The 13,557-nt window shown below is 52.4% G+C and carries 18 protein-coding genes; 10 read left to right on the plus strand and 8 right to left on the minus strand.

Features of this window, described 5'->3' with window-relative positions; genetic code table 11:
- Positions 1-205: 205 nt before the first annotated feature.
- The 4 genes from IPK01_10555 to ruvA all read right to left on the minus strand — a co-directional run bounded on the left by IPK01_10555 (position 206) and on the right by ruvA (position 4,487).
- Positions 206-1,861 carry a hypothetical protein gene (locus tag IPK01_10555; GenBank protein ID MBK7933923.1) on the minus strand — a complete coding sequence of 552 codons (1,656 nt, stop codon included), beginning with the start codon at positions 1,859-1,861 and terminating at the stop codon, positions 206-208.
- 120 nt (positions 1,862-1,981) lie between these two features.
- Complete coding sequence (gene ruvB, locus IPK01_10560) at positions 1,982-3,016, minus strand: Holliday junction branch migration DNA helicase RuvB (GenBank protein MBK7933924.1); 1,035 nt, start codon at positions 3,014-3,016, stop codon at positions 1,982-1,984.
- Positions 3,017-3,028: 12 nt separating this feature from the next.
- Positions 3,029-3,790: a CPBP family intramembrane metalloprotease gene (locus tag IPK01_10565; protein MBK7933925.1), complete on the minus strand. Its 762-nt coding sequence runs from the start codon at positions 3,788-3,790 to the stop codon at positions 3,029-3,031.
- An 85-nt stretch (positions 3,791-3,875) separates the two neighbouring features.
- Positions 3,876-4,487: a Holliday junction branch migration protein RuvA gene (gene ruvA / locus IPK01_10570; GenBank protein MBK7933926.1), complete on the minus strand. Its 612-nt coding sequence runs from the start codon at positions 4,485-4,487 to the stop codon at positions 3,876-3,878.
- Positions 4,488-4,614: 127 nt separating this feature from the next.
- Here ruvA and IPK01_10575 point away from each other — a divergent pair, with 127 nt between their 5' ends.
- The 10 genes from IPK01_10575 (at position 4,615) to IPK01_10620 (ending at position 9,104) form a co-directional block, all read left to right on the plus strand.
- Positions 4,615-5,289, plus strand: coding sequence for a redox-sensing transcriptional repressor Rex (locus tag IPK01_10575; GenBank protein MBK7933927.1), 675 nt, complete (start codon positions 4,615-4,617; stop codon positions 5,287-5,289).
- A gap of 28 nt (positions 5,290-5,317) precedes the next feature.
- Positions 5,318-5,647: a hypothetical protein gene (locus IPK01_10580; GenBank protein ID MBK7933928.1), complete on the plus strand. Its 330-nt coding sequence runs from the start codon at positions 5,318-5,320 to the stop codon at positions 5,645-5,647.
- A gap of 71 nt (positions 5,648-5,718) precedes the next feature.
- Positions 5,719-6,519, plus strand: coding sequence for a class II aldolase/adducin family protein (locus IPK01_10585; GenBank protein ID MBK7933929.1), 801 nt, complete (start codon positions 5,719-5,721; stop codon positions 6,517-6,519).
- A 50-nt stretch (positions 6,520-6,569) separates the two neighbouring features.
- A complete protein-coding gene (eutM, locus tag IPK01_10590; protein MBK7933930.1) occupies positions 6,570-6,848 on the plus strand; it encodes an ethanolamine utilization microcompartment protein EutM in 279 nt (92 codons plus the stop codon).
- Between the two features lie 74 nt (positions 6,849-6,922).
- The gene (locus IPK01_10595; protein MBK7933931.1) at positions 6,923-7,192 is read left to right on the plus strand and encodes a EutN/CcmL family microcompartment protein; all 270 of its coding nucleotides are present in this window, start codon (positions 6,923-6,925) and stop codon (positions 7,190-7,192) included.
- A gap of 10 nt (positions 7,193-7,202) precedes the next feature.
- Positions 7,203-7,784, plus strand: coding sequence for a DUF2059 domain-containing protein (locus IPK01_10600; protein ID MBK7933932.1), 582 nt, complete (start codon positions 7,203-7,205; stop codon positions 7,782-7,784).
- Positions 7,785-7,787: 3 nt separating this feature from the next.
- A complete protein-coding gene (locus tag IPK01_10605; GenBank protein ID MBK7933933.1) occupies positions 7,788-8,063 on the plus strand; it encodes a EutN/CcmL family microcompartment protein in 276 nt (91 codons plus the stop codon).
- Positions 8,063-8,383 carry a EutN/CcmL family microcompartment protein gene (locus IPK01_10610; protein MBK7933934.1) on the plus strand — a complete coding sequence of 107 codons (321 nt, stop codon included), beginning with the start codon at positions 8,063-8,065 and terminating at the stop codon, positions 8,381-8,383. The genes IPK01_10605 and IPK01_10610 overlap by 1 nt, the downstream gene beginning before the upstream one ends.
- A gap of 81 nt (positions 8,384-8,464) precedes the next feature.
- Positions 8,465-8,818: a four helix bundle protein gene (locus IPK01_10615; protein ID MBK7933935.1), complete on the plus strand. Its 354-nt coding sequence runs from the start codon at positions 8,465-8,467 to the stop codon at positions 8,816-8,818.
- The gene (locus tag IPK01_10620; GenBank protein ID MBK7933936.1) at positions 8,811-9,104 is read left to right on the plus strand and encodes a hypothetical protein; all 294 of its coding nucleotides are present in this window, start codon (positions 8,811-8,813) and stop codon (positions 9,102-9,104) included. The genes IPK01_10615 and IPK01_10620 overlap by 8 nt, the downstream gene beginning before the upstream one ends.
- Before the next feature lie 3 nt (positions 9,105-9,107).
- Here the strand turns inward: IPK01_10620 and IPK01_10625 are convergent, their stop codons facing one another.
- The 4 genes from IPK01_10625 to dnaX all read right to left on the minus strand — a co-directional run bounded on the left by IPK01_10625 (position 9,108) and on the right by dnaX (position 13,445).
- Positions 9,108-9,758, minus strand: a complete 651-nt coding sequence (locus tag IPK01_10625) for a LemA family protein (GenBank protein MBK7933937.1) — start codon at positions 9,756-9,758, stop codon at positions 9,108-9,110.
- Positions 9,759-9,805: 47 nt separating this feature from the next.
- Positions 9,806-10,522: a hypothetical protein gene (locus IPK01_10630; GenBank protein MBK7933938.1), complete on the minus strand. Its 717-nt coding sequence runs from the start codon at positions 10,520-10,522 to the stop codon at positions 9,806-9,808.
- Positions 10,523-10,525: 3 nt separating this feature from the next.
- Positions 10,526-11,443, minus strand: a complete 918-nt coding sequence (locus tag IPK01_10635; protein MBK7933939.1) for a TPM domain-containing protein — start codon at positions 11,441-11,443, stop codon at positions 10,526-10,528.
- A gap of 64 nt (positions 11,444-11,507) precedes the next feature.
- Positions 11,508-13,445 carry a DNA polymerase III subunit gamma/tau gene (dnaX, locus tag IPK01_10640; protein ID MBK7933940.1) on the minus strand — a complete coding sequence of 646 codons (1,938 nt, stop codon included), beginning with the start codon at positions 13,443-13,445 and terminating at the stop codon, positions 11,508-11,510.
- Positions 13,446-13,557: the final 112 nt, after the last annotated feature.

The raw sequence follows: 13,557 nt of genomic DNA on the forward strand, positions 1-13,557 counted from the left end.
TTAATAAGATCGGATTTACGACCCTTAAAGATCATTTCCTGGTTTCCAAGAAACCGTCAAAACACATTTTTGAATTTGTCCTTAAACCGGTTTCATGGGATCACCCTGACAAGATTCTGGAAAATGGGCGGCAATCTGGGCCGTTCCTGCATTATTGCGTTTCTCCGCCGTCCGTGACGAGTTACAGTTCTGGAAGATGCGGAGGCTACAAACAACTCCATTGCCCGGCGACACGCATTACGGGGGCACCGTTTCCGCCGGCCTGGCATGGGGTTGTCGAACGGCGGCAATCGGTACAGTAGATCATGCTGCCGTTCGGGCTGCCGACGGGCAAGGCACTGATCGGAAAGGTCGGAAGCTGCACTCCGGCTCCGAATTTGACGTCGGTTCCGAAGAACGTCGGATGTCCGGTGACCGATCCCTCCGAAGGCTGGCCGGTCATAAACACGACAGTGGCTCGGTCAAAATTGTTCTTGACGGCTCCGCGGCATCCCAGGATGTTGCCGTCGTAACAAAACCGGTCGCCTGTCGAATAAACACGCACACGTTCGTCCATCTGAAAGGTACGCGGCCCATAGCTGCTGCCGCTCGATACCAAGGTCCGGCGGGCCTTGAAGATGATCGGGTCGCCGAACGCCGAATTGACGATGTTTATCGCATGCGAATAGTCTCCGGCATTGGGATTTTCGACGCCGTTGTAAACGATCGACGCGGTCATCTCTTCCGTACCTGAGCCGATTATCGTCGTCTGGCCGCTGTCGAGTATGTTGAGAAAGGTGCCGCCCGGAGCATTCGGAAATCCGCCGCCAAATGTTCCCGTCAGGACGACCGCCCCCATACGTTCAAAATGCATCGAGTCGGCATCCTGGCCGGGCTGCTTCTTAGGGTTGATGAATACCGTGCCGTTGATGCGCCAGTCAGTGTTACGCAGATTTGTATAGATGCCTGCGTCCCGGTTGTAGATAAACCGGCACGATTCGATGTTCACGTAATCAAACTGCCAATTAAGATTTGTTTGAGGCAGGCCGTGAACGTCTATCCCGCGATTAAAATTGTTGAATGCCACGCGGATGACGTTGAAATCCTGCGACGAATTGTAAGCTCCGACGCCCTCTATGCCGGTCGTGCCGTTATTGTTTTGAGCATAGAGCTCAATATCGGTGATGGTGATCTTCTCGGTGCATTCACCGATTCGAAAAAGCGAAACTCCGGTACCTTTGAGCGTGATTCGCGTAGGATTATTTCGTGCCAGGTCGCTTGTCGGAGCCCTCGAGCCTAAACCGTTCGACCCTTGGATCGTCAATCCCGAAGGCAGGGCTACGGGAGAGGAAACGATATAGTCGCCTTCGGGAACTGTAAGAACGCCGCCGTTGCGTGACGCGATGAATGCCACCGCACTCTTCAGAGCGATCGTATCGTCCGTTACCCCGTCGCCGACTGCCCCAAAGTCCCGCAAATTGTAAAAGCCGCGAGTGCGTTCGTCATTGTGGGCGATCCAATTGTAGGTGATCGGACCGGAGAACTTATCGCCCGCAAAAGATATCCGATAACGCTTGTCCTCACCCTCGAAGCACCATTTTTGGTCAGCGGAATTGGAGCGAAATGTCGCACTTCCGCTGCTCGATTGTACCAGCGACGTGCCGGAACCACCGCAGGCGTTTATCTTGAGCGGAGTGGCCGAGTTTAGGTCGGTAACAGTGATCGTCGTTGAAGGCGGCACATATCGCACCGCACACGCCGTAGCCGTTTGATTGGTCGGAACATCAACGATCACTCGATGACCTTCAAACTTATTTTGAGCGGCAGAACTGATCGAAAAAACACAAAAAACGAACGCGATCGCGGCAATTCTATTTAACATAATGCCTCCATTATCACGCATAGCGTTGATGAGGGCAAAACTGTCCGAAATTCCGGGAAGCGAGCCGACGTCAACGCCGTTGTTCGAGAAGGCGTCGAATTGGATAAGGTAAGCGAATGATCACGAAAAGAGCGTTGGCTCTTCGCGGCGGTGCGGGAGTTCAAAACCGAAATGCTCATACGCGAGGCGGGTCGCCATTCGGCCGCGGGGCGTGCGGTTGATAAAGCCGATCTGCAGGAGATACGGCTCGATGATCTCCTCGATCGAATCGCGCTCTTCGTTGATCGCGGCGGAGAGGGTGCCGAGGCCGACGGGGCCGCCGTCGAATTTTTCGATGATGGTTCTGAGTAGTTTGGCGTCGCGTTCGTCGAGACCGAAGCTGTCTACTTCCATCCGGTTGAGTGCGTCGGCGGCGACGATCTCGGTAATATGCCCGTCGTGGTCGACCTCAGCAAAGTCACGCACTCGGCGTAGCAAACGGTTTACGATACGCGGCGTTCCGCGTCCTCGCCGGGCGATCTCGTGCGAACCGCGTTCATCGACACCGACGTCGAGGATGCCGGCAGAACGTTCGCAGATCGTTTGCAGATCGTCGACGTTGTAAAAATCCAGATGAAATATTATCCCGAACCGGCCTCTTAATGGAGCCGTGATCATTCCGGGCCGCGTAGTCGCTCCAACGAGCGTAAATTTGGGCAGTTCGAGCTTGATCGAACGAGCGGCAGTGCCCTGACCGATCATTATGTCGAGGCTGTAGTCTTCCATCGCCGGATAGAGGATCTCTTCGATCGCCGGATTTAGGCGATGGATCTCGTCGATGAAGAGCACGTCGCCTTCCTCGAGATTGGTCAATATCGCAGCAAGGTCGCCAGCCTTTTCGATGATCGGTCCCGCCGTTGTTTTTAACGACGCACCCATTTCGTTGGCAACAATATTTGAAAGCGTCGTTTTCCCAACGCCCGGCGGGCCCGTGAGCAAGATGTGATCGAGAGCCTCGCGGCGTTTGAGGGCTGCCTTCATAAAGACACGAAGGTTCTCTTTCACCTTCTGCTGGCCGATATATTCGCTGAGCTGCGCCGGGCGCAAACTGGCATCGAACTGAGTTTCCTCATCCGTGCCGCCCGAGCGAATATCGATTGCTTCACTGCTCTGCATATTAAATACTGCCTAGAATAATAGCCCCTTCGCGTACAAAGCCAAAATATCCATCGTGAATGCGACGGCGCAATGCAGCACCAGCCCGAGCCAAATGTTGCCGTTCTTATAACTGAGCCATCCGAGAAAGATGCCGGCGAAGATCGCCGCGAACGTCTCGGGCATCGGCTTTTGGAAATGGATCATGCAATACGGCACCATCATTGCGAAGATCGAATAGATACCGAGCGACGGTTTGAGACTGTGAACCAAAAAACCGCGAAAGAAAAATTCGAGCCCGAAAAACTGCAGGAAATAGACCATTTCCCAGATCAGCAGCGTCGAACTCAGATAAGGATCGCCATTGTAAACCTGCAAAAAGGGATACTTCGACGAAAAGCTGCCGGTCAGCGACATCAAATAGACGAGCGGCAGCATTATAGCGATGCATACGACGAGCAGTTTGAAAAAGCCGTTCTCGATCGATAACGCCAGGCCGATCTCACTGAGCTTTCGCTTCTGTACGTACCGGACAAATAAGGCCGGAATGATGAAATAGAAGGCCACCGAGATAAAGACCCACCAGACCAGGCTGTAGATATTGCTGGCCGTCGGGTAAACTGCCTCGACGCCGACGCTATCGAATCTTGTGCCCGACAAGATCGCAGCCAGATATTTCGGGTCTTTGAGGTACGTGATGCACGTCAATCCGACCGCCGCATAAACAAGTGCAAAGATCGCGCGCCGGTCCAGAGGAGCGATGTCGTCGCGGAGTTGTCGGGCAATTTCGAGCATGATCTGTTGCGTAAGGCGCGCCCGTTAGTAAGGGCGTAACATTCAGCTTGAGTGAATCGCCCTTACTAACGTGCGGGCTTTTGCATTACTTTGCTAAAACTTGCAGACTTCGCCTTAGCAGTTTTTGCACGGTTGCATCGGTCACTTCCTTGGCGGCGACCTGTAGTGCTTTTTCGGCAGCATTTCGTTGATAGCCAAGATTAACGAGAGCAGACAGTGCGTCCTCGAAAACATCGTCCATCGGAGTCGCACCGGTCGTCGCTGCATCTAGTGCCGAGGTGCCCTCGACGCTTGTCTGGCCAACCTTGTCGCGAAGCTCGATCACCATTCGCTCGGCCGTTTTGCGTCCCACGCCGGGGATCGTTGATAGTTTTGCGAGGTCTTCGGTACGGAGAGCGAGGATCAATTCGTCCGCACTCATGCCTGACAACATCGCGATGCCTGATTTTGCACCGATGCCCTGGACCGAGATCAGGCGAAGGTAAAGCTCGCGTTCGCGGTTCGTTTTGAAACCGAATAGCTGGATCGCATCTTCGCGAACATGCGTGTAGATCCTCAACTGCACGTCGCTGCCGATGTCGCCGATCTCGTAAAATGTTGACAGCGGTATCGACACTTCGTAACCGACGCCGCCGACATCGACGATCAGCGTATTTGCTTGCTTCTCTAATAGTTTACCGGAAAGATATGCGATCATTGTTTCACGCTTGAAACGAGAATTGTAAAGGAAAATCGCGAATTGGGCAACGCATCGGAGCATTTCCGTCATCATTACTATCGCTACGCTTGCGCTTGATTTCACAATTTGTTGTGATAGTTATCACATGATTAAGGCCGAAAAGATCTCTGAGCTCACAACGACGCGTTTAAGCGTATATTTGCGATGTCTGAATGATCTCGCGGCGGCTGGCGAAGCGTCGGTCTCGTCTGAGAAGTTGGCGAAGAAGTTTCATCTCAATTCGGCCCAGATCCGCAAAGATCTAGCCAATTTTGGCGAATTTGGGACACGCGGTGTTGGTTATCATGTTGAGACGCTTCGAGATCATTTGACCAAGATCCTTGGCCTCGACCGTGAGCATCAGGTTGGAATTATTGGTGCCGGCAGACTGGGCACTGCGCTGACCGATTATTACGGGTTTCGAAAAGCGAATTTCACAGTCGCGGCACTTTTTGACGCTGATCCGAAAAAGATCGGAAAAAAAGTTGGGGATGTGGCGATTCTTGACATAAAAAACTTTGCTGCCGCTGCACGAAGTTATAAGATAGATGTAGCCGTCATTGCTGTGCCTGCCGAGACCGCTCAAGCGGCTCTCGAAATGGTAGCAAAGGCGGGCATCAAAGCGGTTTTGAATTTTGCTCCTGTGCCGCTTAAGACCGATTCGGATGTCAAGATCAAGTCGATCGATCTAACGACATCGCTTGAGAGTCTGTCATATTTTCTCGCTAGCCAGCCGTCCGCAAACGGCGTGAATCCAAAATCGGGTAACCGACGTAAGTAGTAGTAATTAATTTTTCGAGGTGATCACGATGCAGTATACAGGTTTCATAAAAAGATTTTTACCGTTTGTAGCGACATTTGCAGCCGGCCTTTTCATCGCCAGCTTTTTTGTAACGATCGGGCTGCCAAAATTCGGTTCCCGACATCGTGAGAGGCGTCATAATGAGGTCCGTGCGTTACGTGTTGAGGTCGAGCAACTTCGCAAAGAGAAGTGCGATCTTCGCAGGCAGTTGGAAGGGATGAAGTCGGAAGCTCCGAAATTGGACACTCCGGTGAATTTGGAAGGCGATATTGAGTTTTCGGTGCCGGTTCCGCCGCCTGTCGCGGCCGCTCCGGCCGCTCCGCATCGACACCGCTAATATTTTCCGATAATTAAGACCGCAGGTTAACGTGTCACTCAGGTGTATGTTAATCTGTGGTTTCCTTGTTTATGGACGAATCACAAGCCAGAAAACTGATCGTTGAGGTCGGCAAGCTGCTTTACGAACGGAGCTATGTCGTTGCGTTCGATGGTAATGTCAGCATTCGGCTGGATGAAAATACCGTTCTTGCGACGCCGACCATGACGTCAAAAGGGCGAATGACGGAAGATTGCCTGGCATTAACGGATATCAACGGTAATCCGTTAAATGAAAACCGTGCCTCGTCAGAACTCGCGATGCATCTGTTGATCTACAAGATGCGGCCGGACATCCATGCGGTCTGTCACGCCCATCCTGCTCATGGGACGGCGTTTGCTGTTGCGGGGCTCGCGATCGATAAACCAATACTTTCCGAAGTGGTTTTGACACTTGGGTGTGTGCCGCTGACCGGTTATGGAACGCCTTCGACCGACGAATTGACCGAGGCAATGAAGCCGTACGTTCCGCATCACAATGCTCTCTTAATGGCCAATCACGGAGCTGTCGCGTATGGTGAACATCTCTGGCAGGCATTTGACCGGCTCGAAACACTCGAGCACACCGCAAAGATCGCGATCCTGGCAAAAGCTCTCGGCGGTGCCAACGACCTCCCCGAAGGAGCAGTCGAAAAGCTGATAGAGATCAGGGAGAAGGCCGGTTTCCTTGGCCCGAACGCCCGCTGTCAGGCTTGCGGTTATTTGCACGAAGCCGGTATCGTTTGTAACCTCGACGTAAGTTATCCGGCAAAAACTGTCTCGAACGGCACAAAGATCTCACTCAGCCGCGAAGAATTGATCGAGCTTTTGAGCAAGGCGGCCAACTTGAGTTAAACTTATCGGACACATTGTAATCTTCTATTACATTTCAGGAGTAAAACTACATGCAAGAAGCATTAGGAATGGTTGAAACTAAAGGGCTCGTGGCAATGATCGAGGCGTCTGACGCAATGGTCAAAGCTGCAAATGTCCAACTCGTCGGTTACGAAAAGATCGGAGCCGGATTTGTGACCGCGATCGTTCGAGGCGATGTTGCCGCCGTTAAGGCTGCAACAGATGCCGGAGCGGCAGCCGCAAGACGCGTTGGCGAACTCGTCAGCGTCCACGTCATACCGCGTCCGCACTCAAGTGTTGACGAAACATTGCCTGTCGTCAAAAAATAGGGGTCAATGGTCATTGGCCGGTGTTCAGATTTTCTGGAGCCGACAACTGACCTCTGACAACTGACCACTGCCACATGATAATCGCCCGCATATTAGGCACGGTTGTGTCCACGCAGAAAGACGAACGTCTGCACGGCAAAAAGCTGCTCATCGTCAAGCCGATCAATCTCGACGGCACCGACCAGAGCGGCTATGTTGTGTCGGTTGATACGGTCGGGGCTGGCTTTCACGAAAAAGTGATCGTCGTCAGCGGTTCATCCGCCCGGCTCGCCGAAGGAAACAAAGATTGCCCCGTCGATTCAGCGATCATTGGCGTGATAGATGAAATCGATTTTGTAGATTAAGGGAGTTTTTATGAGTATCAGACTATTGCCTCTTTTCTTTGTTCTGATAATCACATGTGCATCGGCATCGGCCCAGCCTTCAATTTCAGCCGAGAAGCGGCAATTGATCGGCGAAATGGTGTTGATATTTAAGATGGACACCCTCATGGAGCAAATGACCGATGAAACTCTGAAATCGATGGAATCGACATTTCCAATAGGTTACTCACAGGCCATCGACTCAAATCCAAGTTTGACTACCACGCAAAAAGCGGAGCTTAAAAGGGGACAGGCCGCCACTTTTGCACGCATCAGCTCGAAGTTTCGCGAACGGATAAAGACCGCTATTGATTTCAAAAAGTACATCGATGAGGCGATCTATCCACTTTATGACAAGTTCTATTCCGAGCAGGAATTAAAGGACCTGATCCAGTTTTATAAGTCACCAACCGGCCAGAAGGTGATCGAAACCATGCCGCAGCTTTTTGCGGATTCGCAGGCTATTGCTGAAAAACTCTTGCTTCCACAGATTCTTCCGATGATCACGGAGATCGTTGAAGAAGAGTTTAAGGCATTGCCACGACTCGCATCGAAACGCGGAAAAGAGAAATAGGAAATGCAGATCGCCCGCGTCATCGGAACGGTTGTCGCGACCGTCAAGAACGAAGCTCTCGAAGGGCGAAAGTTCCTGATCGTGCAGACGCTCGACGCCGACCTTAAACCAAAAGGCTCGCCGACCGTCGCCCTTGACGCCGTCGGAGCGGGCGAAGGGGAATTAGTTTTTTGGTGTCGCGGAAAGGAAGCATCATTCCCATTCAAACGCGACGAAACGCCAACCGATTGTACGATCGTCGGGATAATCGATTCAGACTCACACGTTTTTCAAGGATAATGCTGCTTGCCAGAGTCATCGGAAATGTCGTAGCTACGCAGAAAAACCAGCGTTACGAGGGAACTCGTGCGATGCTTTGCCGGCAGGTCACACCCGAAGGCGAAGATATGGACTACACCTGCATCGCTCTCGATTCGGTAAGTGCCGGCGAAGGTGACATTGTGATCATCGCCCAAGAAGGCTGGTCAGCCTCGACTGCATCAACCGGCAAGCCGGGAGCCGCAATTGACTCGGCGATCGTCGGGGTGGTGGATTACGTTGATCTGCTCGAAACTGAGAAATCGAACAAGCATTCCGATCTAACAGTTGATAGTTCATAGGTTCTCAGTTAACAGTTAGGAACTGTTAACTACAAACTAGAAAACTGACAACTGTTAGGGTCTAACAGTTTTGAAAGAATCATGGCCAAAAGCATTGCGTTGGAGAAGGCGATCCAATTTGCACTGAGGATAGTCAAGCTCTACAAGTACCTGACAGAAGAAAAGAAGGAGTTTGTGCTGAGCAAACAAATGCTTGTTTCCGGCACGTTTATAGCAAAGCACGTTAAGGCTGCGACGGTTGCCGAGAGTCGCGGGAACTTTGGCTCTGAGATGTTCAAAGGTATGCAAATGGCCTCAGATACCGAGCTTTGGTTGTTTCTCCTTCACGAAGGCGGCTGGCTTGAGGATAAATATTTTGAGTCGATAAATACCGATTGTGTCGAAATGATCAAATTAACCGCATCGATATCCAAAACGTCACGCGAAAATGACTGAAATTCAAACTAGCTCGAAGAACGAACTTGCCTCGCTTTTTGCAGCGATCGAAAAGCTCAATCACCGGCTCGACAAGATAGAGCAGAGTGGTAACCCTTCTGAGGTCTCAAACTCGAGGTCTGAAATTTCGAGTTCTCAATTAAACCACCCCAGTCTCGACAAGCTCAATATCGCCGAGGCGATCGCCGATAGTATTTTCAGTCATTATCAAAAAGAAAAGGCCTGCCAGTTTGAACCTGACAAGCCTTGTGACCATTGCTCGATGTGTAATTCCCGCGGGTTTTGACCGTTACTTGGTTGCCGGAGCCACGGGAGCGACCGGAGCATCCGGCTTACGCAGTGAATTCGGATCTCCGACCTTCGGAGCGGTTTTTGCACCTTCCTCAGCCTTGAAGAACGGCTCTTCCTTAAAGCCTAGCAGGCCGGCAGTCAGCACGGCAGGGAACGAGTTGCGGGTCGTGTTGTAGGCGGTCACCGCATCATTGAAATCAATACGCGCGGTATTCAAACGGTTCTCGGTGCCCGAGAGCTCGTCCTGAACTTTCATAAACGCTTCGCTGGATCGTAGTGCGGGATACTGTTCCTGCAAACTCAATAGTCGTCCGATCGTACCGCCAAAGCTATTATTCGCATCGATCACAGCCTGCTTTTGCTCCGGTGTTTTGTCACCGTCTGCACCTGCAGGTGCGGCTTGTTGTGCGTTCAGCAACCGGGAACGGGCGTCCGCGATCTGACCGAAGACCTCCTGTTCCTGCACTGCCGTCATTTTGGCGACATCGACGAGATTCGGAACGAGGTCCGCTCGTCTCTGCATCGCACTTTCGACGTTGGCCCATTTACCTTTGATCTGCTGCTGCTTAGCTGTCAGATCGTTGTAGCTGCAGCCGCTTAGTCCGAAAGCGGCGAATAGAACCATTGATAATAAAATTGCTCTTTTCATTCTTGTTCTCCTAAATATCGAAAAACTAATAACCTGATCTCAAGATCTTACTTTCCGACAGCGTCGACCGAATTGATGACCTTTTCGATCTGCTCCATGTATTCGCCGAACAGTGCGTTCGCGGCCGTCTCATCCAATTGTTCCGTGAACTTATTCTCACGGATATCAAATATTTTTTCAAACGGCGTTCCGTCAATGCCTAAATGCTTTGCCGCCAAAGCGACGATCTCATGCTTTGTAGCGGGCGGCTCAAGACCGTGAATTATGAGCACTGCTCGGAACAACGCCGAGAAGCTCGACAGACTTTCCGCCATCAAACTCTTCAAACCATCGGCCGAAACGGAAGCCGGAATATATTGACGCCGCAGCAACAATAGCTTGCTGCGCAGCTCATACTCGGTCTGATGCCGCAGGAACTGGTCTGAAATGACAAGCCCTGCGAGAACATCGGTGCCGTACAAAACTTTGTGTGCGACCGTCATTTGATGAAACTCGATGGGGAATACGTCAGCTGCATTTTGCAGCTCAGAAACCGTGAAATAGACCGGAACCGGATGTCCCATTTTATGCCACTCGCGGACGCTGGCGTGTGCATTCCGCAAGTCTTGTGTGCCGATCCTATTCAGGGCGATCAGGATATTATAATCCGATTTTGACGCGATAAAGTCGCCTGCAGCTGCCGAACCATAGAGGATCACCGACGCAAGATTGTCGCCATGTGTCGATCTCAGATCATCAATAAATGCCGAAAATTGATTAAGCATCGTTTACCAATCGCCTCCTGCCCCACCGCCTCCAAAATCTCCACCGCCGCCGAATCCGCCCCAATCCGAACCCCCGCCCGAAGATCCGCCCCAATCACTGGACGAGCTTGAAGAACCGCCGCCAGAAAGGGCCGATCCGATAATTCCACCTATCACCGCTGACGCGATATCGCCTCCGGAGCCGCCTCCGCCTCCGCCAAAACCCCCGCCTCCCCAACGGTCACGATCGCCTTTTGACGGGCCGCCTTTAGACCGACTGAAGATTACAAGCAATATGACCAATATTATTACGGCGCAGCAGAAGATGCCTCCGAAGCTAACGCCGGACGTGCTGTTCGTGTCCGTGGTAGGTGCTGTTCGGTTGGCATTTACGGGCGTGTTGCCTTTGTTTCTGATCGCCTCGATGTAGGCGTCGAGTGTGTCGGAAATGCCTTTGCTGTAATTGGCTTTTTTGAACTCGGGGACGAGGAATTGCCGCTGCAGACTGCCGACCGTGCCATCCGAGAGTTCATCTTCGAGGTCTTTGCTGACTTGGGTGAAATATTTTCGGTCATCGATCGCGATCATCAAGAGGGCGCTTGGGTTGTCGTCCAATTTTGATCCGATCTTCCAGCCGCGGGCGACGGCCAATGAGTAATCGAAGATCGCACGGTCACCGGTTGTCTTTACGGTGACGACGGCGAGTTCGACGGGTGGATTCGTTGATTCTTTGAAAGCCTTGAGCTTTGTTTCGAGCTGCTGTTTTGTCGCGGGATCAATGACGCCGGCATAGTCATTGATGAAGCCGGTGGGCGGCGGCAGCGGCGACACGTTTTGGGACCACGGTTGGTTTTCCTGGGAAAGGCCGGTCGAGGCGGCCAAAAATACGACGATGGCGGCGAGGAAGAGTCTAGTTTTAACCGGCAAACAAATTTTGTTCATCAAGCGTGAATTCATCATGCCCAATCAAGCGAGTATTACGTCAGAACCTACTACAATGTTCGCATTATGTGCGTTTTGCCTCAATGACGGTTGCACGAAAGACGCGCATGGCGGTGCGGACCGTTGGGTGAGACTCAGCGAATTTAAGTAGTTCGGCGGGATCCGGGTCTGCCGATAGAACCGGCATTTCGACCGGCTTATCGCTGCGTCCGAGGTCGGGAATGAGGTGCGACATATCGCGTCTTGGGGCCGTCGCGGCGGCTGTGCGGTTGGCCGATGCTATGCGAACTGGAAGCGTTTCTTCGACGCCGAACAGGTCGATGACCAGTTGCTTTGTGGTCGCGAGCGGCATAAGGTCGTCACCCGTCAGCGTTAATTTGTCCTCATAGCCGCTGTCGAGACGCGGATCGTCGAAGTGTTCGAGTTCCTCGCTGGTAAGTAAAGAGAGCCGTGCCGTTGGCATCGAAACGGCGGTGTTCACACGCTCGCGGTGTTTTGGCACGATGACAGGCGGCTCATCCGGAAGATCGATCGGAGCGTCATAGAACGACATGTCCTCGGGCGGCTCGTCCAGTGAAAAGTCTCGGTCAGATGCCTCTTCGGGCGGCTCTGAATGGAAGATCGCAGAGGGAATTGTGATCTCAACAGATGGATGTGCCGCCGCTGCGGACGGTTCGATATTCGGAAACGGCGGAACAGTTTCCTGAACGACAGGCGGCGGATCGGCGGCGACCGGTTCCGGTTTTGTTGCCTCCGACGCGACCACGGCAACGGGAACTGATAACGCCGTTTTCGGCGAATCAGGAATCAGAGTTTTTTTTTCCGCGAGCGGCGTTCCTGATTCGAGGGCAGACAATCGAGTGAGAATGTCCTCGATGGCGACGACGCGTCGCATTTCGATTAGGCGGATGAGGCCTATTTCGAGGATATGGCGTGAGTGCGAGGCTTCTTTCAGTTTGGTTTCGGTCTCGGCGAGCGAATTGAAGAAACGGAGCAGATCGGCCTCAGTGAAAGGCTCGCTCGCAGCCTTCATCTCGTCGGGCGACAGCAGGGCTGATTCGTAGAGTTTCGATTCGGAACCGGCGACTTTGAAAACGAGCAGGTCGCGGAAAAGCCCGAGCAGATCGCGGCAGAAATTTCTGAGGTCGTGGCCGCGGCCGATGAGGTCGTCGACGACGTCAAGCGTGCCTTTCGCATCCTTTTCCGCAATAGCTTTGATCACGAGCGAAAGTGTCTCAACGCCGGCAAAACCGAGGGCTTTGGTGACATTTTCGGACGTTATTTCCTCTCCCGAAAAGCTGATGACCTGGTCGAAATTACTCTGTGCGTCACGCATCGAACCCTCGCCGGAACGGGCTAGTTCACGGAGGGCGTCGTCGGTGATATTGATCTTCTCGGCGTCGGCGATGAGCTTGAGCCGGTCGAATATCTTGGGCAGCGGGATAGTGCGAAATTCGAACTCCTGACACCGCGACAGTATCGTCTCGGGCACCTTGTGCAGCTCGGTCGTCGCCATTATGAAAACGACGTTCTCCGGCGGTTCTTCTAGCGTTTTGAGGAGGGCATTGAATGCCGGTTTTGAGAGCTGATGGACCTCGTCGATGATAAATACCTTATATCGATCGCGTGCCGGATTAAAATTTATGCTTTCGAGGATAGTTTCCCGAACATCGTCGATGCCGGTGTGCGATGCGGCATCGATCTCAAGCACATCGATCGATCGTCCTTCAGAGATCTCGATGCAAGAGGCACAAATGTCCGCGTCGGTGAGTAAACACGGTGTCAGGTTGGGTTTGCCGGTGGTTTTATGGCAATTGAGGGCTTTGGCGAGAATGCGGGCGGTCGTGGTCTTGCCGACGCCTCGCGAACCTGAGAAAAGATATGCGTGGTGCAAACGGTCAAATTCCAGTGCGTTACGCAGCGTCTGCGTAATTATCTCCTGGCCCGTGACCTCTTCAAAGGTCTGCGGCCGCCATTTTCGGGCTATGACCTGATACGACATTTGTTTAAGGATAAAGGATAAAGGCAAAAGGATAAAGTGGGGAATGGCTTGATCGGAGACTAAACTACAAATGCCATAATTTTGTGTCTCCGGGACGCGGCTTGGCGCAGAA

The organism is Acidobacteriota bacterium (genome assembly GCA_016713675.1).
Taxonomy (GTDB): domain Bacteria; phylum Acidobacteriota; class Blastocatellia; order Pyrinomonadales; family Pyrinomonadaceae; genus OLB17.